We start from the raw sequence: 17,190 nt of genomic DNA on the forward strand, positions 1-17,190 counted from the left end.
AGCGAAGGAGTTCACCCGCATGAGTTTTGGTCAGGTCAAGCAACGCCGTCTGTCGGACGACATCGTCGAGCGGCTGGAGGCGATGATTCTCGAGGGCACTCTCAAGGCCGGCGAGCGACTGCCCGCCGAGCGCGTGCTGGCCGAACAATTCGGCGTCTCTCGGCCGTCACTGCGCGAGGCGATCCAGAAGCTCGGCGCCAAGGGCCTGCTGGTCAGTCGTCAGGGCGGCGGCAACTACGTCAGCGAAGGACTGGGCTCGATGTTCAGCGATCCGCTGCTGCATCTGCTGGAGAGCAATCCGGAGGCGCAGCGCGATCTGCTGGAGTTTCGCCATACTCTTGAAGGCTCCTGCGCCTTCTACGCGGCGCAGCGCGCGACCGAGGTGGATCAGCAGCGCCTGAAGCAGGCCTTCGATGCGTTGCAGGACTGTTACCTGCGCGTGGGTAAGGTCAGTCGTGCGGAGGAGGGGGCGGCAGATGCGGCCTTCCACCTGGCCATCGCCGAGGCCAGCCACAACGCCGTGTTGCTGCACACTATTCGCGGGCTGTTCGACCTGCTCAAGCGCAACGTGGTGACCAACATCGGTGGGATGTACGCGCAGCGTGACGAGACCCGCGAGCAGCTGATGCGCCAACACCGCGAGTTGTACGAGGCGATTATCGGCGGACACGCGGAAGCGGCGCGGGAGATTTCCCAGCGACATATCGACTACGTGCAGGAAGTGCTGGCCGAGGTGCAGGCGAAGGAATTGCGCCTGCAACGGGCACAGCGACGCCAAGGCGCGGTGGACGCCTGACCGCAACGCGCCCTCGCAGGAGGGCGCGAAAGGATTCAGTCGTCCTTGCCGTGACGAATGGCGCGCTGGATTTCCCGATCGGAGTCACGCTCCTTCTCGGTGCCGCGCTTGTCGTACTCTTTCTTGCCCTTGGCCAGTGCGATTTCGCACTTGATCAGGTGCTTCTTCCAGTACATCGACAGCGCAACGCAGGCGTAGCCTTTCTGCTGCACGGCACCGAACAGCTTGCCCAGCTCGCGCTTGTGCAGTAGCAACTTGCGCGTGCGCACCGGGTCGGCGATGACGTGGGTGCTGGCAGTGGTCAGCGGCGTGATGTGGCTGCCCAGCAGCCAGGCTTCGCCATCCTTGAGCAGCACGTAGCTGTCCACCAGCTGCGCCTTGCCGGCGCGCAGGCTTTTCACTTCCCAGCCGGCCAGGGCGACGCCCGCCTCGAAGCGCTGCTCGATGAAGTAGTCGTGCAGAGCCTTCTTGTTCTGCGCGATGGTCCCCGAAGGGTGTTTCTTCTGTTTAGCCATAGGCCGCGCATTATAGGGAGTCACTCGCCGCGCCGCTATCGGGACAGCGTGCGACGGCATGCAAGCTTGAGGGTGTGTGGCTAATCTCGGACAATGCGCGCTGTTTTTTTGAGCAGCGGGCGTATGAAACGCCCCACAACCAAGCGAGACGTCTATGAGCACGCATATCCAGCGTTCGGCGCTGCTGCCCTATCCGGCGAAGGCGCTGTACGACCTGGTCAACGATGTGGCGCGCTACCCGGAGTTCCTGCCCTGGTGTTCCGCCTCCACCGTGCTGGAGGAAAGCGAAACGGCCATGCGCGCCGAGCTGACCGTGGCCAAGGGCAGCATCACCCAGCGCTTCACCACGCGTAATGCGCTGGTGCCCGGGCAGAGCATCGAGATGAATCTCGAGGAAGGCCCGTTTTCCCAGCTTCACGGCGTCTGGACTTTCAAGGCCCTGGGCGACAAGGCCTGCAAGATTTCCCTCGACCTGACCTTCGACTATGCCGGCGCCCTGGTGAAGGCCACCCTCGGCCCGCTGTTCACCCAGGCGGCGAACACCATGGTCGACGCCTTCTGCCAGCGCGCCAAGCAACTGCATGGTTGAATCCGCAAGCATCGCCATTGAGGTCGTCTACGCTTTGCCGGAGAAGCAGGTGCTGCTGCGCCTAAGCGTTCCGCGTGGCACGCGGATGCGCGAAGCGGTGTTGTTGTCGGGCATCGCTGCGCATTTTCCTGGCCTAGATGTGCAGAATTGCCCGCTGGGTATCTTCGGCAAGGCGGTGGCGAGGCCCGAGGAGCGAGAGCTGGGGGAGGGTGAGCGAGTGGAAATCTACCGTCCGCTGATCGTCGATCCCAAGGAAGTACGCAAGCAGCGGGCTGCGCGGGCCAAGGCGGCGCGCGGCTGAGTCTTCTTCGCTGCTGATTCTTGTGTACTGAAAGCACAGGCAACAAAAAGCCCAGCATTGGCCGGGCTTTTTTGTTTTCGCGAATCCCTTACTGCGGATTCTTGTCCAGCGGTTCCGGAGTTGGGACCGGTACGGTTTCCACCTGGTCGACTTCCTTCTGGATCTGCTCTTCCACGGAGCCGGGCTTGGCCGGTTCTTCCTTGGGCTGTTCGGGCTGCTGCTGGGTCGGCTGCGACGGCGAAGTTGCCGGGGTGCCTTCCTTGCCGAGGATCGACTCGTCACGGCTGACGCCGGGCATGAAGTCGCCATTCAGGCCGACCAGTTGGTCGTTCTGGCCGAAATACAGGCTCATCCGCTCCTGCTGGCGCTGACCGCCGCCGGGCTGGATGCTGTAGAGGTAGTCCCAGCGATTGGGGTGGAAGGTATCCACGATCAGGGGGTTGCCCATGATAAACCGCACTTGGCGCCGGGTCATTCCGGGCTTCAACTGGTCTATCATATCCTGCGTTACAACGTTGCCCTGCTGGATGTCGATCTTGTAGACCCCCGGGAACGAGCAACCGGCGAGTGCGGCGAGTCCCAGCCCGAAAGCGAGACTGGTCAGCATGAGCTTGGCGTTTTGCATCAAGGGGTGACTTCCACTATCTTGGCTGAGCGACGAAATCCCGATCATACCTGTATTGAGAGATGCTGCGAAGCATTCCGCGCCGAGAAAGCACACATGGTTGAAAATAGCGAACTGCGCAAAGCCGGACTTAAGGTCACACTGCCGCGCGTCAAGATCCTCCAGATGCTCGATTCCGCCGAGCAGCGCCACATGAGCGCAGAGGATGTTTACAAAGCGCTGATGGAGGCGGGTGAAGACGTCGGTCTGGCCACCGTCTACCGCGTCCTGACCCAGTTCGAAGCCGCCGGCCTGGTGGTGCGCCACAACTTCGATGGCGGCCATGCCGTCTTCGAACTGGCCGACAGCGGCCACCATGATCACATGGTCTGCGTCGATACCGGCGAAGTCATCGAGTTCATGGACTCGGAAATCGAGAAACGCCAGAAGGAGATCGTCAAGGAGCGCGGCTTCGAGCTCGTCGATCACAACCTGGTGCTCTACGTGCGGAAGAAAAAGTAAGCGCACGCAGATGCAGAAACGGCGACCCTCGGGTCGCCGTTTTCGTTTGTGCGGCTTTTAAGTGGTAGTGCGTCAGCCCTGTACGGCCGAATCCACCATCTTGCGGGCGTGGGCCAGGGATTCCTTGGTCAGGTCCACGCCGCCGAGCATGCGGGCGATTTCCTCGATGCGCTCGGCCTTCTTCAGGCTGGATACGGCGGTGCGAGTTTCGCGGGTGTCGCGGTCCTTGTGCACGAACAGGTGCTGGTGGCCCTGGGCGGCGACCTGCGGCAGATGGGTAACGGTCAGCACCTGGCCGCGATCGCCTAGGCGGCGCAGCAGCTGGCCGACGACTTCGGCTGTGGGGCCGCCGATGCCGACATCCACTTCGTCGAAGACTAGTGTGGGGATGCGCGAAGTCTGTGCGGTGATCACCTGGATCGCCAGGCTGATGCGTGACAATTCGCCGCCCGAGGCGACCTTGGCCAGGCCCTTCATCGGTTGGCCGGGGTTGGCGCTGACCAGGAATTCCAGCTGCTCCAGGCCGCTGACCTGCGGTTCGTCCGAGCTGGACGGGCGCAGTTCGATGGCGAAGCGGCCGCCGGGCATGCCCAGGCGCTGCATCTCCACCTCCACGGCCTTGGCCAGCTTCGGTGCCGCATCCTGGCGGATGCGGCTGAGTTCGTCGGCCTTCTCCTGATAGTGGCGGGCGTAGGCGGCCAGTTCGTCGCCTAGGCGCTCCACGGCTTCGTCGTCGGCGTTCAGCGCGTCCAGTTCGTCGAGCAGTCGTTGCTGCAGGTCCTGCAGTTCGTGGGGCTGCACGCGGTGTTTGCGCGCCAGGCTATAGATGGCATCCATGCGCTCTTCCAACTGCTGCAGGCGCAGGGGGTCGGCATCGAAGTGGTCGACGAAGCGGTTCAGCTCGCCGATGGCTTCTTCCACCTGGATCTGCGCGCTGGACAGCAGGTTCACCGCTTCGCCCAGTGCGGTCGGCTGGCTCGGGAAGGCGGTGAGGCGGTTGAGGCTGGAGGTCAGCGCCGACAGCACGTTGCCGGCATCGCTTTCGCTGCACAATTCGACGACCTGTCGGCAGGCGGCGATCAGGCTGCCGGCGTTGCTCTGGGTCTTATGTTCGGCTTCCAGCGACTCCAGTTCATTGTCACCCAGGCCGAGGTTTTCCAGTTCTTCAAGCTGGTAGCTGAGCAATTGGTGGCGGGCGCGCTGTTCGTCGCCGTTGCGCGACAGGCGGTCCAGCTCCTGACGGGTCTGCTTCCAGCGCTGCGCGGCGAGTTGCACCTGGCGCGCCAGATCCTGGCTGCCGGCAAATTCGTCGAGCAGGCGGCGGTGAGTGTCGGCCTTGAGCAGTGACTGGTGCTCGTGCTGGCTGTGGATGTCGATCAGCAGCTCGCCCAGGTGCTTGAGGTCGCCCAGCGGGCAGGGGGAGCCGTTGATGTACGCGCGCGAGCGGCCTTCGGCGGTGATCACTCGGCGCAGGATGCACGGGCCGTCCTGTTCCAGGTCACGCTCGGCGAGCCAGTCGCGGGCCTCGGCAATCGCGCTGACATCAAAGCTGGCGAGAATGTCTGCCTTGTCGGAGCCGGGGCGGACCACGCCGCTGTCGGCGCGGTCGCCCAGGGCGAGGCCGAGGGCGTCGAGCATGATCGACTTGCCGGCGCCGGTTTCGCCGGTGATCACGGTCATGCCGGCATCGAGCTCGAGATCGAGGTGCTCGACGATGGCGTAGTTGTGCACGGACAGGTGGACCAGCATGGGCGGCGGCTCCGCAGTTATGTCTGGTTATTTATACAGTATTTTTTGCTGCTGGCAATTCTCCCTTGTCGCCTTTGTGAGTGCCCTGTGGAGCAAAAGCCTTGAAGTCGGGAAAACCTACCCCATATACACGGCAGAGCCGCGGACCATTGGGTTCGCCTTGTTTTCAAAGGCTTATTTTCTTTTTTAGGAGAGTGGCATGTCTGACGAACAACAGACTCAGGATTCCCAATTCAACGAGCAGCCGGACACCGGCGCTACCGGGGATCTGAACGCCCGCGTGCTGGAGCTGGAAGAACAGGTCGCTGCGGCGAAGGATCAGAGCCTGCGCGCTGTCGCCGAATTGCAGAACGTCCGCCGTCGTGCCGAGCAGGACGTGGAGAAGGCGCACAAGTTCGCCCTGGAGAAATTCGCCGGCGACCTGCTGCCGATCGTCGATACCCTCGAGCGCGCGCTGGAGATGTCGAACCCGGAAGACGAAGTGATCAAGCCGATGCGTGAAGGCATCGAACTGACGCTGAAGATGTTCCACGACACGCTGAAGCGCTACAACCTCGAGCCGGTCGACCCGCACGGCGAGCCTTTCAACCCCGAACACCATCAGGCCATGGCCATGGAAGAGAGCATTCGTCTCGAGCCGGGCAGCGTGGTCAAGGTGTTCCAGAAGGGCTACCTGCTCAACGGTCGTCTGCTGCGTCCCGCCATGGTCGTGGTCAGCAAGGCACCGGAACAAACTCCGCCTTCGATCGACGAGAAGGCTTGAAATCCACCACCCGGTCCCCATCTGGGTAATCAACCGAGCCAAAGACCCGCAACAGGGTCAGCGCGGAATCTAATTTCTGGAGAGTGAAATATGGGCAAAATCATTGGTATCGACCTGGGGACCACCAACTCCTGTGTGTCCATCCTGGAGAACGGTAACGTCAAGGTCATCGAGAACGCCGAAGGCGCTCGTACCACCCCGTCGATCATCGGCTACGCCAACGACGGCGAAATCCTGGTAGGTCAGCCGGCGAAGCGCCAGGCTGTGACCAACCCGACCAATACCCTGTACGCCGTGAAGCGTCTGATCGGCCGTCGCTTCGAAGAAGAAGTCGTACAGAAAGACATCAAGATGGTGCCGTACAAGATCGTCAAGGCTGACAACGGCGACGCGTGGGTCGAGGCCAAGGGCCAGAAGATGGCTCCGCCGCAGGTCTCCGCCGAAGTCCTGAAGAAGATGAAGAAGACCGCCGAGGACTACCTGGGCGAGCCGGTCACCGAAGCGGTCATCACCGTTCCGGCCTACTTCAACGACAGCCAGCGTCAGGCCACCAAGGACGCCGGTCGCATCGCCGGTCTGGACGTCAAGCGCATCATCAACGAACCGACCGCGGCTGCGCTGGCCTATGGCCTGGACAAGGCCAAGGGCGACCACACCATCATCGTCTATGACCTGGGTGGTGGTACCTTCGACGTTTCCGTGATCGAAATCGCCGAAGTCGATGGCGAGCACCAGTTCGAAGTACTGGCCACCAACGGCGACACCTTCCTGGGTGGTGAAGACTTCGACCTGCGCCTGATCGACTACCTCGTCGAAGAGTTCAAGAAAGAATCCGGCATGGACCTCAAGGGCGACCCGCTGGCCATGCAGCGCCTGAAGGAAGCTGCCGAGAAGGCCAAGATCGAGCTGTCCTCGACCCAGCAGACCGACGTCAACCTGCCGTACGTCACCGCTGACGCCTCCGGCCCGAAACACCTGAACGTCAAGGTTTCCCGCGCCAAGCTGGAATCCCTGGTGGAAGACCTGGTCACCCGCACCATCGAGCCGTGCCGCGTTGCGCTGAAAGACGCCGGCCTGGACGTCTCGAAGATCGACGAAGTGATCCTGGTCGGCGGCCAGACCCGCATGCCGCTGGTGCAGAAGACCGTTGCCGAGTTCTTCGGCAAGGAAGCGCGCAAGGACGTCAACCCGGACGAAGCCGTTGCCATGGGTGCTGCCATCCAGGGCGCCGTTCTGGCCGGTGACGTGAAGGACGTGCTGCTGCTCGACGTCACCCCGCTGACCCTGGGTATCGAAACCCTCGGTGGCGTGATGACTGCGCTGATCGACAAGAACACCACCATCCCGACCAAGAAGTCGCAGGTGTTCTCCACTGCTGATGACAACCAGGGCGCCGTGACCATCCACGTGCTGCAGGGCGAGCGCAAGCAAGCCGCGCAGAACAAGTCGCTGGGCAAGTTCGACCTGGCCGACATCCCGCCGGCTCCGCGCGGTGTGCCGCAGATCGAAGTGACCTTCGACATCGACGCCAACGGCATCCTGCACGTCGGTGCGAAGGACAAGGCCACTGGCAAGCAGCAGTCCATCGTGATCAAGGCTTCTTCGGGTCTGTCCGAAGACGAGATCCAGCAGATGGTCCGCGACGCCGAGGCGAATGCCGAGGAAGACCGCAAGTTCGAGGAACTGGCCGCTGCCCGCAACCAGGGTGATGCACTGGTCCACGCGACTCGCAAGATGGTCACCGAGGCTGGCGACAAGGCCACTGCCGAAGAGAAGGCTGCCATCGACAAGGCGCTGAGCGAGCTGGAAGTTGCCGTGAAGGGCGACGACAAGGCCGAGATCGAAGCGAAGATGAATGCGCTGTCCCAGGCATCCACTCCGCTGGCGCAGAAGATGTACGCCGAACAGCCGCAGCCGGGTGCTGCCGCTCAGGGCGAGGCCGCTGACGACAAGGCTGGCGACGATGTCGTCGACGCCGAGTTCGAAGAGGTCAAGGAGAACAAGTAAGCCGCGTGCTTGCTTCCGCTCCGGCGCACCGACCAGCGTGTCGGTGCGCATGAAACGTCACGCGGGGGCTTGCTCCCGCGTTGGCGTGTCTGGGGGAACGGTTTTTAGAGTGCAGGAAAGTTATGGCCAAACGTGATTTTTACGAGGTACTGGGTGTTGAGCGCGGCGCCAGCGAAGCGGACCTGAAAAAGGCCTATCGCCGGCTCGCCATGAAGTTCCACCCGGACCGCAACCCCGGCGACAAGGAGGCCGAGGACAAATTCAAGGAGGCCAACGAGGCATACGAGGTCCTGTCCGACGCCAGCAAGCGCGCGGCTTACGACCAGTACGGCCACGCCGGCGTCGACCCGCAGATGGGCGGTGGCGGTGCGGGCTTCGGTGGCGCGAGCTTCTCGGACATCTTCGGTGATGTCTTCAGCGACTTCTTCGGCGGTAGTGGCGGCGGGCGCGGCGGCTCCCGTGGTGGCCCGGCGCGCGGCGCCGACCTGCGCTACACCCTCGATCTGGACCTGGAAGACGCGGTTCGCGGCACCACCGTGACCATCCGCGTTCCGACCCTGGTGGGTTGCAAGACCTGCAGCGGCAGCGGCGCCAAGCCCGGCACTACACCTGTCACCTGTACCACCTGTGGTGGTATCGGCCAGGTGCGCATGCAGCAGGGCTTCTTCTCGGTGCAGCAGACCTGCCCGCGTTGTCATGGCAGCGGCAAGATGATCACCGACCCCTGTGGCTCTTGCCACGGTCAAGGCCGCGTGGAAGAGCACAAGACTTTGTCGGTGAAAGTCCCGGCTGGCGTCGATACCGGCGACCGCATCCGTCTGACCGGCGAGGGCGAGGCTGGCGCTCACGGTGGCCCGGCGGGCGACCTGTACGTGGTGGTGAATGTGCGCGAGCACGACATCTTCCAGCGCGACGGCAAGCACCTGTACTGCGAAGTGCCGATCAGCTTCGCCGATGCCGCCCTGGGGGGCGAGCTGGAAGTGCCGACCCTGGATGGTCGCGTGAAGCTGAAGATTCCCGAGGGTACCCAGACCGGCAAGCTGTTCCGACTGCGGGGCAAGGGCGTTGCCCCGGTGCGTGGCGGTGGTGCTGGCGACCTGATGTGCCGCGTCGTCGTCGAAACTCCGGTCAACCTGGACAAGCGCCAGCGCGAACTGCTCGAAGAGTTCCGCAATACCCTGCAGGGCAACTCTTCCCACTCGCCCAAGGCCAGTGGCTGGTTCGAAGGCATGAAGCGCTTCTTCGACGATCTATGATGCAAGGCCCCGGCGGTGTGAATCGTCCGGGGCTTTTTTAGCTTTGGAGTTGTTTTATATGCGACGTATAGCCGTTATGGGCGCCGCCGGGCGCATGGGCAAGACCCTGATCGAAGCGGTCCAGCAGACCAATGGCAGTGCCGGCCTGACTGCGGCGGTCGACCGTCCGGACAGCACCCTGGTGGGCGCCGACGCTGGCGAGCTTGCCGGTCTGGGCCGCATCGGCGTGCCGCTGTCGGGCGACCTGGCCAAGGTGGTTGATGAGTTCGACGTGCTAATCGACTTCACCCATCCGACCGTGACCCTGAAGAACCTGGAAGTCTGCCGCAAGGCGGGCAAGGCCATGGTCATCGGCACCACCGGTTTCTCCGCGGCGGAAAAGGAGCTGCTGAGCGAAGCGGCGAAGGACATCCCGATCGTCTTCGCGGCCAATTACAGCGTCGGCGTGAACCTCTGCCTGAAGCTGCTCGACACCGCCGCCCGTGTTCTGGGCGACGACGTGGACATCGAGATCCTCGAGGCGCACCACCGCCATAAGGTCGACGCGCCGTCCGGCACCGCGCTGCGCATGGGCGAAGTGGTCGCCAATGCGCTGGGGCGTGATTTGGGTAAAGTGGCCGTGTATGGCCGTGAAGGCCAGACCGGCGCCCGTCCGCGCGAGACCATCGGCTTCGCCACCGTGCGTGCCGGTGACGTGGTGGGCGACCATACCGTGCTGTTCGCTGCTGATGGCGAGCGCGTGGAGATTACTCACAAGGCTTCGAGCCGCATGACGTTCGCGCGCGGCGCCGTACGTGCTGCTCAGTGGCTGGAAGGGCAGGCCAACGGCCTGTACGACATGCAGGACGTTCTCGGCCTGCGCTGAGTGGCATGGCCGTACGTCGTGCAAAAGGTGGACCATGATGTCGCATTTCTGTAAACTACAGCTTTAGTGTGTCCACTAAAAGTAGCGCAGCATGATCACATAAAAAGCGGGATGACTTCTTCTGATGTCATCCCGCTTTTTTACAATCTGCGCACGCCCAGCCAGGCTTGAACTACGGGAGGTCTTCTTGACTAAGCCAGCCATACTTGCACTTGCCGACGGCAGCGTTTTTCGCGGTGACGCCATCGGCGCCGACGGTCATACCGTCGGAGAGGTGGTGTTCAACACCGCCATGACCGGCTACCAGGAAATCCTCACCGATCCTTCCTACGCCCAACAGATCGTCACCCTGACCTACCCGCACATCGGCAACACCGGCACCACGCCCGAAGACGCCGAGTCGAACAAGGTCTGGGCCGCCGGCCTGATCATCCGTGACCTGCCGCTGCTCTCCAGCAGCTGGCGCGACAAGCAGTCGCTGCCGGACTACCTGAAAGAGAACGGCACCGTTGCCATTGCCGGAATCGATACCCGCCGCCTGACCCGCATCCTGCGCGAGAAGGGTTCGCAGAACGGCTGCATCCTGGTCGGCGACGACGCCACCGAGGAAAAAGCCCTCGAACTGGCGCGCGGCTTCCCAGGCCTGAAAGGCATGGACCTGGCCAAGGTCGTGTCCTCCACCGGGCGCTACGAGTGGCGTTCCAGCGTGTGGAACCTGGAAACCGACAGCCATCCGGAAATCGCCGCTGCCGACCTGCCGTACCACGTGGTCGCCTACGATTTCGGCGTGAAGCTGAACATCCTGCGCATGCTGGTTGCCCGCGGCTGCCGCCTGACCGTGGTGCCGGCGCAGACCCCGGCCAGCGAAGTGCTCGCCCTGAACCCGGACGGCATCTTCCTCTCCAACGGCCCTGGTGACCCCGAGCCGTGCGACTACGCCATCCAGGCCATCCGCGAGTTCCTCGACACCGAGATTCCGGTGTTCGGTATTTGCCTCGGCCACCAGCTGCTGGCCCTGGCCTCCGGCGCCAAGACCCTGAAAATGGGCCACGGCCACCACGGTGCCAACCACCCGGTGCAGGACCTGGATTCGGGCGTGGTGATGATCACCAGCCAGAACCACGGTTTCGCTGTTGACGAAGGCAGCATGCCGGCCAACCTGCGCGCCACCCACAAGTCGCTGTTCGACGGTACCCTGCAGGGTATCGAGCGCACCGACAAGGTGGCCTTCAGCTTCCAGGGGCACCCGGAAGCCAGCCCAGGCCCGCACGACGTGGCTCCGCTGTTCGACCGCTTCATCGCGGCGATGGCCGAGCGTCGCTGAGTACGAGCTCGAAGAGGTAGAAGAAGATGATGCCGACCCTGGGAATCACCGACCTCTGGACCTACGTCCTGGGTACGTTGTTCATCGTCCTGCTGCCGGGGCCGAACTCGCTGTTTGTCCTCGCCACTGCCGCCCAGCGCGGCGTGGCCTCGGGCTACCGGGCGGCGAGCGCGGTGTTCCTGGGCGATGCGATCCTGATGTTCCTGTCGGCGCTGGGAATCGCCTCGGTCCTCAAGGCCGAGCCGATGCTGTTCCTGGGCCTGAAGTACGTCGGCGCCGCGTATCTGTTCTATCTGGGGATCGGCATGCTCCGCGGTGGCTGGCAGAAGCTGCGCCACCCGCTGGAGGCCGCCGCCGTGCCGGCGAAGGAAGTGGACGTCAATCAGCCGTTCCGCAAGGCGCTGCTGCTGAGCCTGTCCAACCCCAAGGCGATCCTCTTCTTCATTTCCTTCTTCATCCAGTTCGTCGACCCGGGTTACGCCTACCCCGGCCTGTCGTTCCTGGTGCTGGGTACGATCCTCGAGATCATCAGCGCCCTGTACCTGAGTTTCCTGATTTTCTCCGGTGTGCGTCTGGCGGCCTGGTTCCGTCGGCGGCAACGGCTGGCTGCCGGCGCCTCGAGTGGCGTCGGCGCCCTGTTCGTCGGCTTTGGCGTGAAGCTGGCCAGCGCAACCCTTTCCTGAATATTGCAACGAGAGTCCCATGCCCAAGCGTACAGACATCAAGAGCATCCTGATCCTCGGCGCCGGCCCGATCGTCATCGGCCAGGCCTGCGAGTTCGACTACTCCGGCGCACAGGCCTGCAAGGCCCTGAAGGAAGAAGGCTTCCGTGTCATCCTGGTGAACTCCAACCCGGCCACCATCATGACCGACCCGGCCATGGCCGATGCCACCTATATCGAGCCGATCAAGTGGCAGACCGTCGCCAAAATCATCGAGAAGGAGCGCCCTGATGCGCTGCTGCCGACCATGGGCGGCCAGACCGCTCTGAACTGCGCCCTGGACCTGGAGCGCCACGGCGTGCTCGAGCAGTTCGGCGTGGAAATGATCGGCGCCAACGCCGACACCATCGACAAGGCCGAAGACCGTTCGCGCTTCGACAAGGCCATGCGCGACATCGGCCTGGCCTGCCCGCGCTCGGGCATCGCCCACACCATGGAAGAAGCCTACGGCGTGCTGGAGAAGGTCAACTTCCCGTGCATCATCCGTCCGTCCTTCACCATGGGCGGCACCGGCGGCGGCATCGCCTACAACCGCGAAGAATTCGAGGAAATCTGCACCCGTGGTCTGGATCTGTCGCCGACCAACGAGCTGCTGATCGACGAATCGCTGATCGGCTGGAAGGAATACGAGATGGAGGTTGTCCGCGACAAGAAGGACAACTGCATCATCGTCTGCGCCATCGAGAACTTCGACCCGATGGGCGTGCACACCGGCGACTCGATCACCGTGGCCCCGGCGCAGACCCTGACCGACAAGGAATACCAGATCATGCGCAACGCCTCCCTGGCGGTGCTGCGTGAGATCGGCGTGGAAACCGGCGGCTCGAACGTGCAGTTCGGCATCTGCCCGAATACCGGCCGCATGGTCGTGATCGAGATGAACCCGCGCGTCTCGCGTTCCTCGGCACTGGCGTCCAAGGCCACCGGCTTCCCGATCGCCAAGATCGCCGCCAAGCTGGCCGTCGGCTACACCCTCGACGAGCTGCAGAACGACATCACCGGCGGCCGCACCCCGGCGTCCTTCGAGCCGGCGATCGACTACGTCGTCACCAAGATCCCGCGTTTCGCCTTCGAGAAATTCCCGAAAGCCGACGCCCGCCTGACCACCCAGATGAAATCCGTGGGTGAAGTCATGGCCATCGGCCGGACCTTCCAGGAGTCCGTGCAGAAAGCCCTGCGCGGCCTGGAAGTCGGCGCCACCGGTTTCGATCCGAAGCTCGACCTGAGCAACCCGGAAGCCGAGAGCATCCTCAAGCGCGAGCTGACCGTGCCCAATGCCGACCGCATCTGGTATGTCGCCGACGCCTTCCGCGCCGGCAAGAGCATCGCCGAAGTCTTCGACCTGACCCGCATCGACGAGTGGTTCCTGGTGCAGATCGAAGACCTGATCAAGGACGAAGAGCGCGTGAAGACCCTGGGTCTGTCCGCCATCGACCGCGAGCTGATGTACAAGCTCAAGCGCAAGGGCTTCTCCGACGCCCGTCTGGCGACCCTGCTGGGCGTGACCGAGAAGAACCTGCGCAACCATCGCCACAAACTCAAGGTGCTGCCGGTGTACAAGCGCGTGGACACCTGCGCCGCCGAATTCGCCACTGACACCGCCTACATGTACTCGACCTACGAGGAAGAGTGCGAAGCCAATCCGTCGACTCGCGACAAGATCATGATCCTGGGCGGCGGTCCGAACCGTATCGGCCAGGGCATCGAGTTCGACTACTGCTGCGTACACGCCGCGCTGGCCATGCGTGAAGACGGTTACGAGACCATCATGGTCAACTGCAACCCGGAAACCGTTTCCACCGACTACGACACTTCCGACCGCCTGTACTTCGAGCCGGTCACCCTGGAAGACGTGCTGGAAATCGTCCGCGTCGAGCAGCCCAAGGGCGTAATCGTGCAGTACGGCGGCCAGACCCCGCTGAAACTCTGCCGCGCCCTCGAAGAAGCCGGCGTGCCGATCATCGGCACCAGCCCGGACGCCATCGACCGCGCCGAAGACCGCGAGCGCTTCCAGCAGATGGTCCAGCGCCTGAACCTGCGTCAGCCGGCCAACGCCACCGCGCGCAGCGAAGACCAGGCCCTGGAGTTGTCGAAGAACATCGGCTATCCGATGGTGGTGCGCCCGTCCTACGTACTGGGCGGCCGCGCAATGGAAATCGTCTACCAGGAAGAAGAGCTCAAGCGCTACATGCGCGAAGCCGTGAAGGTCTCCAACGACAGCCCGGTGCTGCTGGACCGCTTCCTCAACTGCGCCATCGAGGTCGACATTGATGCGGTGTGCGACGGCGAGACTGTGGTGATCGGCGCAATCATGCAGCACATCGAACAGGCTGGCGTGCACTCCGGTGATTCCGCCTGCTCGCTGCCGCCGTACTCGCTGCCGGCGCACATCCAGGACGAGATCCGCGAGCAGGTGAAGAAGATGGCCCTGGAGCTGGGCGTGGTCGGTCTGATGAACGTGCAGATGGCCGTGCAGGGCGAAGACATCTACGTGATCGAGGTGAACCCGCGCGCGTCCCGTACCGTACCGTTCGTTTCCAAGTGCATCGGCGAATCGCTGGCCAAGGTTGCGGCCCGCGTCATGGCTGGCAAATCCCTGGCCGAAGTCGGCTTCACCCAGGAGGTGATCCCGCCGTACTATAGCGTCAAGGAAGCGGTGTTCCCGTTCGCCAAGTTCCCCGGCGTCGACCCGATCCTCGGCCCAGAGATGAAATCCACTGGCGAGGTGATGGGTGTCGGCGACAGCTTCGGTGAGGCATTCGCCAAGGCCCAGTTGGGCGCCAGCGAAATCCTGCCGAACGCCGGTTGCGCCTTCATCAGCGTCCGCGAGGACGACAAGCCGCAAGCCGTTCAGGTCGCTCGCGACCTGGTCGCGCTGGGCTTCGAGGTGGTTGCCACTGCTGGCACCGCCAAGGTGATCGAGGCTGCCGGTCTGCCGGTACGTCGCGTGAACAAGGTGACCGAGGGCCGCCCTCACGTGGTCGACATGATCAAGAATGACGAAGTCACCCTGATCATCAACACCACCGAAGGCCGCCAGTCCATCGCTGACTCCTATTCCATCCGTCGTAACGCCCTGCAGCACAAGATCTACTGCACCACCACCATTGCGGCGGGGCAGGCGATCTGTGAGGCGCTCAAGTTCGGTCCCGAGAAGACCGTTCGCCGTCTGCAGGATCTCCATGCAGGAATCAACGCATGAGCAAATTTCCAATGACTGTCCAGGGCGCCCGCGCCCTGGAAGAAGAACTGAAATACCTGAAGACCGTTCTGCGCCCGCAGATCACCCAGGCCATCGCCGAAGCGCGTGAACTGGGCGACCTCAAAGAGAACGCCGAATACCACGCGGCCCGTGAGCAGCAGGGCATGTCCGAGGCGCGTATTCGCGACATCGAGGCCAAGCTGTCCAACGCGCAGATCATCGACGTGACCACCATTCCGCACAGCGGCAAGGTGATCTTCGGTACTACCGTCGATATCGCTAATGTCGAGACCGACGAGACGGTGACCTATCAGATCGTCGGCGACGACGAGGCGGACATCAAGAACAGCAAGATCTCGGTCAACTCGCCGATCGCCCGTGCGCTGATCGGCAAGACTGAAGGCGACGCTGTTCTGGTCAAGACTCCGGGCGGCGACGTCGAGTACGAGATCGTTGAAGTCCGCCACGCCTGATCGACAATCCCTCAACGCAGGCACCATCAGCTGGTTGCTGGCCCAGACATTCTGGGTTGGCGGCCTCTGGCTGCTTCAGTTCGTGGTGTTGCCGGCGCTGGACAAGATCGGCCTGGCACCATTGTTGGTGCAGACCGTCGCCGACGGCCTGAAGCCGCTGTTGCTGGGTTTTGCGGGATTCTGCGTGCTGGTCCAGGCTCTGGTGCTCTGGCAGGCGCGCGGGCTCGCTGCCTTTACCCATGAGACGCGGGGGCAGTTGCTGTTGACCGTATTGGTGATGGCAGCGGCCTATTTCGTGGTGCGCCAGGTAGCGCCGGACGCTGAGCGTTGGCTGCTGTTCAACTATCTGGTGGTGGCGCTGTGCGGTCTGCTGCTGGTGCTGCAACCGGCGCCCGGGCGGGGCGAGCGGAGCTGACGCGGCGGAGCCTTGCCGGCTCCGCGTTGCCGGTCTTGACTGTCAGAGACCGCTGAAGCGGCTGATGTTCGACAGGTTCTTGTTCGGCTTGGGATTGCGACGATAGATCAGCGCCATCTTGCCGATGGACTGAACCAGTTCGCAGCTGCCGTTCTGACAGAGTTCGTCGATCAGCGCACGACGGTCGTCGCGTTCGGTGATGCGGAACTGCACCTTGATCAGTTCATGATCGTTGAGCGCACGCTCAAGCTCGGCCATTACACCTTCCGAGAGACCGTTTTCTGCAACGGTCAATACGGGTTTCAGGTGATGCCCGATAGATTTGAACTGCTTTTTCTGCTCCTGAGAGAGCGCCATAATCTGACCCCTGGGAAAAAAGGCGGATATTCTACCCGAGTTTCGGTTATACCGGGATGCCGCTCAGACGAGGTAATACGTGGCCCGTTCCAAGACTAGCCATCGCTGGCTGAAAGAACATTTCGACGATCCTTACGTGAAGATGGCACAGCGCGACGGCTATCGCTCGCGCGCCAGCTACAAACTGCTGGAAATCCAGGAGAAGGATCGCATCCTGCGCCCCGGCATGACCGTGGTCGACCTCGGCGCGGCGCCGGGCGGCTGGTCGCAGGTCACCAGTCGGGTGATCGGCGACAAGGGCACTCTGATCGCGTCGGACATCCTGCCGATGGACAGCATCCCGGATGTTACCTTCATCCAGGGTGACTTCACCGAGGACGAGGTCTTCGCCCAGTTGCTCGAGGCTATCGGAGAAAATCCGGTAGACCTTGTGATTTCCGATATGGCCCCCAATATGAGTGGACTGCCCGCTGTGGACATGCCTCGTGCGATGTTCCTCTGCGAGCTGGCCCTGGACCTGTGCACCCGTGTGCTACGTCCGGGCGGCGATTTCCTGATCAAGATTTTCCAGGGTGAGGGTTTCGACGCTTACCACAAGATGGTTCGCGAGAACTTCGAGAAGGTGCAGATGCGCAAACCGCTGTCGTCCCGCGACCGTTCGCGGGAACAGTATCTGCTCGCACGGGGCTTTCGCGGCGCCTAGACTGGAATGATTGGGCCGGCTTCTGGT

General features: G+C 62.9%; 18 protein-coding genes. 14 read left to right on the forward strand and 4 right to left on the reverse strand.

Annotation, left to right across the window (positions count from 1 at the left end; translation table 11 throughout):
• Positions 1-19: 19 nt before the first annotated feature.
• On the forward strand, positions 20-796 hold the full coding sequence (locus IB274_RS25310) for an FCD domain-containing protein (RefSeq protein WP_192435579.1): 777 nt from the start codon (positions 20-22) through the stop codon (positions 794-796).
• Positions 797-831: 35 nt separating this feature from the next.
• On the opposite strand, the gene smpB is transcribed toward IB274_RS25310, so the two are convergent.
• Positions 832-1,311 (reverse strand): SsrA-binding protein SmpB, encoded by a 480-nt coding sequence (gene smpB / locus IB274_RS25315; protein WP_017518965.1) that lies wholly within the window; start codon positions 1,309-1,311, stop codon positions 832-834.
• A gap of 154 nt (positions 1,312-1,465) precedes the next feature.
• On the opposite strand from smpB, the gene IB274_RS25320 reads away from it, so the two are divergent.
• Together IB274_RS25320 and IB274_RS25325 are read left to right on the forward strand one after the other, a co-directional pair.
• Positions 1,466-1,900 carry a type II toxin-antitoxin system RatA family toxin gene (locus IB274_RS25320; protein ID WP_192435580.1) on the forward strand — a complete coding sequence of 145 codons (435 nt, stop codon included), beginning with the start codon at positions 1,466-1,468 and terminating at the stop codon, positions 1,898-1,900.
• The gene (locus IB274_RS25325; protein WP_192435581.1) at positions 1,893-2,201 is read left to right on the forward strand and encodes an RnfH family protein; all 309 of its coding nucleotides are present in this window, start codon (positions 1,893-1,895) and stop codon (positions 2,199-2,201) included. Before IB274_RS25320 ends, IB274_RS25325 begins: the two co-directional genes overlap by 8 nt.
• A gap of 88 nt (positions 2,202-2,289) precedes the next feature.
• Here the strand turns inward: IB274_RS25325 and IB274_RS25330 are convergent, their stop codons facing one another.
• Positions 2,290-2,826, reverse strand: a complete 537-nt coding sequence (locus IB274_RS25330) for an outer membrane protein assembly factor BamE (RefSeq protein WP_192435582.1) — start codon at positions 2,824-2,826, stop codon at positions 2,290-2,292.
• A 96-nt stretch (positions 2,827-2,922) separates the two neighbouring features.
• Between IB274_RS25330 and fur the strand changes: the two genes are divergently transcribed.
• A complete protein-coding gene (fur, locus tag IB274_RS25335; RefSeq protein ID WP_009613072.1) occupies positions 2,923-3,327 on the forward strand; it encodes a ferric iron uptake transcriptional regulator in 405 nt (134 codons plus the stop codon).
• A gap of 72 nt (positions 3,328-3,399) precedes the next feature.
• Here fur and recN read toward each other — a convergent pair whose 3' ends face one another.
• Complete coding sequence (recN, locus tag IB274_RS25340; protein ID WP_192435583.1) at positions 3,400-5,076, reverse strand: DNA repair protein RecN; 1,677 nt, start codon at positions 5,074-5,076, stop codon at positions 3,400-3,402.
• A gap of 199 nt (positions 5,077-5,275) precedes the next feature.
• Here recN and grpE point away from each other — a divergent pair, with 199 nt between their 5' ends.
• The 9 genes from grpE to IB274_RS25385 all read left to right on the forward strand — a co-directional run bounded on the left by grpE (position 5,276) and on the right by IB274_RS25385 (position 16,103).
• Complete coding sequence (grpE, locus tag IB274_RS25345) at positions 5,276-5,839, forward strand: nucleotide exchange factor GrpE (protein WP_081520689.1); 564 nt, start codon at positions 5,276-5,278, stop codon at positions 5,837-5,839.
• A gap of 90 nt (positions 5,840-5,929) precedes the next feature.
• Positions 5,930-7,846 carry a molecular chaperone DnaK gene (gene dnaK, locus IB274_RS25350; RefSeq protein ID WP_192435584.1) on the forward strand — a complete coding sequence of 639 codons (1,917 nt, stop codon included), beginning with the start codon at positions 5,930-5,932 and terminating at the stop codon, positions 7,844-7,846.
• A 122-nt stretch (positions 7,847-7,968) separates the two neighbouring features.
• Complete coding sequence (gene dnaJ, locus IB274_RS25355; protein WP_192435585.1) at positions 7,969-9,102, forward strand: molecular chaperone DnaJ; 1,134 nt, start codon at positions 7,969-7,971, stop codon at positions 9,100-9,102.
• A 58-nt stretch (positions 9,103-9,160) separates the two neighbouring features.
• On the forward strand, positions 9,161-9,967 hold the full coding sequence (gene dapB, locus IB274_RS25360) for a 4-hydroxy-tetrahydrodipicolinate reductase (protein WP_192435586.1): 807 nt from the start codon (positions 9,161-9,163) through the stop codon (positions 9,965-9,967).
• 187 nt (positions 9,968-10,154) lie between these two features.
• On the forward strand, positions 10,155-11,291 hold the full coding sequence (carA, locus tag IB274_RS25365) for a glutamine-hydrolyzing carbamoyl-phosphate synthase small subunit (RefSeq protein ID WP_192435587.1): 1,137 nt from the start codon (positions 10,155-10,157) through the stop codon (positions 11,289-11,291).
• Positions 11,292-11,320: 29 nt separating this feature from the next.
• Complete coding sequence (leuE, locus tag IB274_RS25370; protein ID WP_192435635.1) at positions 11,321-11,974, forward strand: leucine efflux protein LeuE; 654 nt, start codon at positions 11,321-11,323, stop codon at positions 11,972-11,974.
• Positions 11,975-11,993: 19 nt separating this feature from the next.
• The gene (gene carB, locus IB274_RS25375) at positions 11,994-15,215 is read left to right on the forward strand and encodes a carbamoyl-phosphate synthase large subunit (RefSeq protein WP_192435588.1); all 3,222 of its coding nucleotides are present in this window, start codon (positions 11,994-11,996) and stop codon (positions 15,213-15,215) included.
• Positions 15,212-15,688 carry a transcription elongation factor GreA gene (gene greA / locus IB274_RS25380; protein ID WP_017518953.1) on the forward strand — a complete coding sequence of 159 codons (477 nt, stop codon included), beginning with the start codon at positions 15,212-15,214 and terminating at the stop codon, positions 15,686-15,688. The genes carB and greA overlap by 4 nt, the downstream gene beginning before the upstream one ends.
• Positions 15,669-16,103: a DUF4149 domain-containing protein gene (locus IB274_RS25385; RefSeq protein WP_192435589.1), complete on the forward strand. Its 435-nt coding sequence runs from the start codon at positions 15,669-15,671 to the stop codon at positions 16,101-16,103. Before greA ends, IB274_RS25385 begins: the two co-directional genes overlap by 20 nt.
• A 42-nt stretch (positions 16,104-16,145) precedes the next feature.
• On the opposite strand, the gene IB274_RS25390 is transcribed toward IB274_RS25385, so the two are convergent.
• Positions 16,146-16,460 (reverse strand): YhbY family RNA-binding protein, encoded by a 315-nt coding sequence (locus IB274_RS25390; RefSeq protein ID WP_015478938.1) that lies wholly within the window; start codon positions 16,458-16,460, stop codon positions 16,146-16,148.
• A gap of 79 nt (positions 16,461-16,539) precedes the next feature.
• Between IB274_RS25390 and rlmE the strand changes: the two genes are divergently transcribed.
• Positions 16,540-17,163 carry a 23S rRNA (uridine(2552)-2'-O)-methyltransferase RlmE gene (gene rlmE, locus IB274_RS25395; RefSeq protein ID WP_045216738.1) on the forward strand — a complete coding sequence of 208 codons (624 nt, stop codon included), beginning with the start codon at positions 16,540-16,542 and terminating at the stop codon, positions 17,161-17,163.
• The last annotated feature ends 27 nt before the right edge of the window (positions 17,164-17,190 follow it).

The sequence above is a fragment of the Pseudomonas sp. PDM18 genome (assembly GCF_014852585.1).
In the GTDB taxonomy this organism is placed as follows: domain Bacteria; phylum Pseudomonadota; class Gammaproteobacteria; order Pseudomonadales; family Pseudomonadaceae; genus Pseudomonas.

Excerpts from the sequence above, each read along its gene's own strand:
- IB274_RS25310 (WP_192435579.1), top strand. The coding sequence starts at position 20 with ATGAGTTTTGGTCAGGTCAAGCAACGCCGTCTGTCGGACGACATCGTC.
- smpB (WP_017518965.1), bottom strand. The coding sequence starts at position 1,311 with ATGGCTAAACAGAAGAAACACCCTTCGGGGACCATCGCGCAGAACAAG.
- IB274_RS25320 (WP_192435580.1), top strand. The coding sequence starts at position 1,466 with ATGAGCACGCATATCCAGCGTTCGGCGCTGCTGCCCTATCCGGCGAAG.
- IB274_RS25325 (WP_192435581.1), top strand. The coding sequence starts at position 1,893 with ATGGTTGAATCCGCAAGCATCGCCATTGAGGTCGTCTACGCTTTGCCG.
- IB274_RS25330 (WP_192435582.1), bottom strand. The coding sequence starts at position 2,826 with ATGCAAAACGCCAAGCTCATGCTGACCAGTCTCGCTTTCGGGCTGGGA.
- fur (WP_009613072.1), top strand. The coding sequence starts at position 2,923 with ATGGTTGAAAATAGCGAACTGCGCAAAGCCGGACTTAAGGTCACACTG.
- recN (WP_192435583.1), bottom strand. The coding sequence starts at position 5,076 with ATGCTGGTCCACCTGTCCGTGCACAACTACGCCATCGTCGAGCACCTC.
- grpE (WP_081520689.1), top strand. The coding sequence starts at position 5,276 with ATGTCTGACGAACAACAGACTCAGGATTCCCAATTCAACGAGCAGCCG.
- dnaK (WP_192435584.1), top strand. The coding sequence starts at position 5,930 with ATGGGCAAAATCATTGGTATCGACCTGGGGACCACCAACTCCTGTGTG.
- dnaJ (WP_192435585.1), top strand. The coding sequence starts at position 7,969 with ATGGCCAAACGTGATTTTTACGAGGTACTGGGTGTTGAGCGCGGCGCC.
- dapB (WP_192435586.1), top strand. The coding sequence starts at position 9,161 with ATGCGACGTATAGCCGTTATGGGCGCCGCCGGGCGCATGGGCAAGACC.
- leuE (WP_192435635.1), top strand. The coding sequence starts at position 11,321 with ATGCCGACCCTGGGAATCACCGACCTCTGGACCTACGTCCTGGGTACG.
- carB (WP_192435588.1), top strand. The coding sequence starts at position 11,994 with ATGCCCAAGCGTACAGACATCAAGAGCATCCTGATCCTCGGCGCCGGC.
- greA (WP_017518953.1), top strand. The coding sequence starts at position 15,212 with ATGAGCAAATTTCCAATGACTGTCCAGGGCGCCCGCGCCCTGGAAGAA.
- IB274_RS25390 (WP_015478938.1), bottom strand. The coding sequence starts at position 16,460 with ATGGCGCTCTCTCAGGAGCAGAAAAAGCAGTTCAAATCTATCGGGCAT.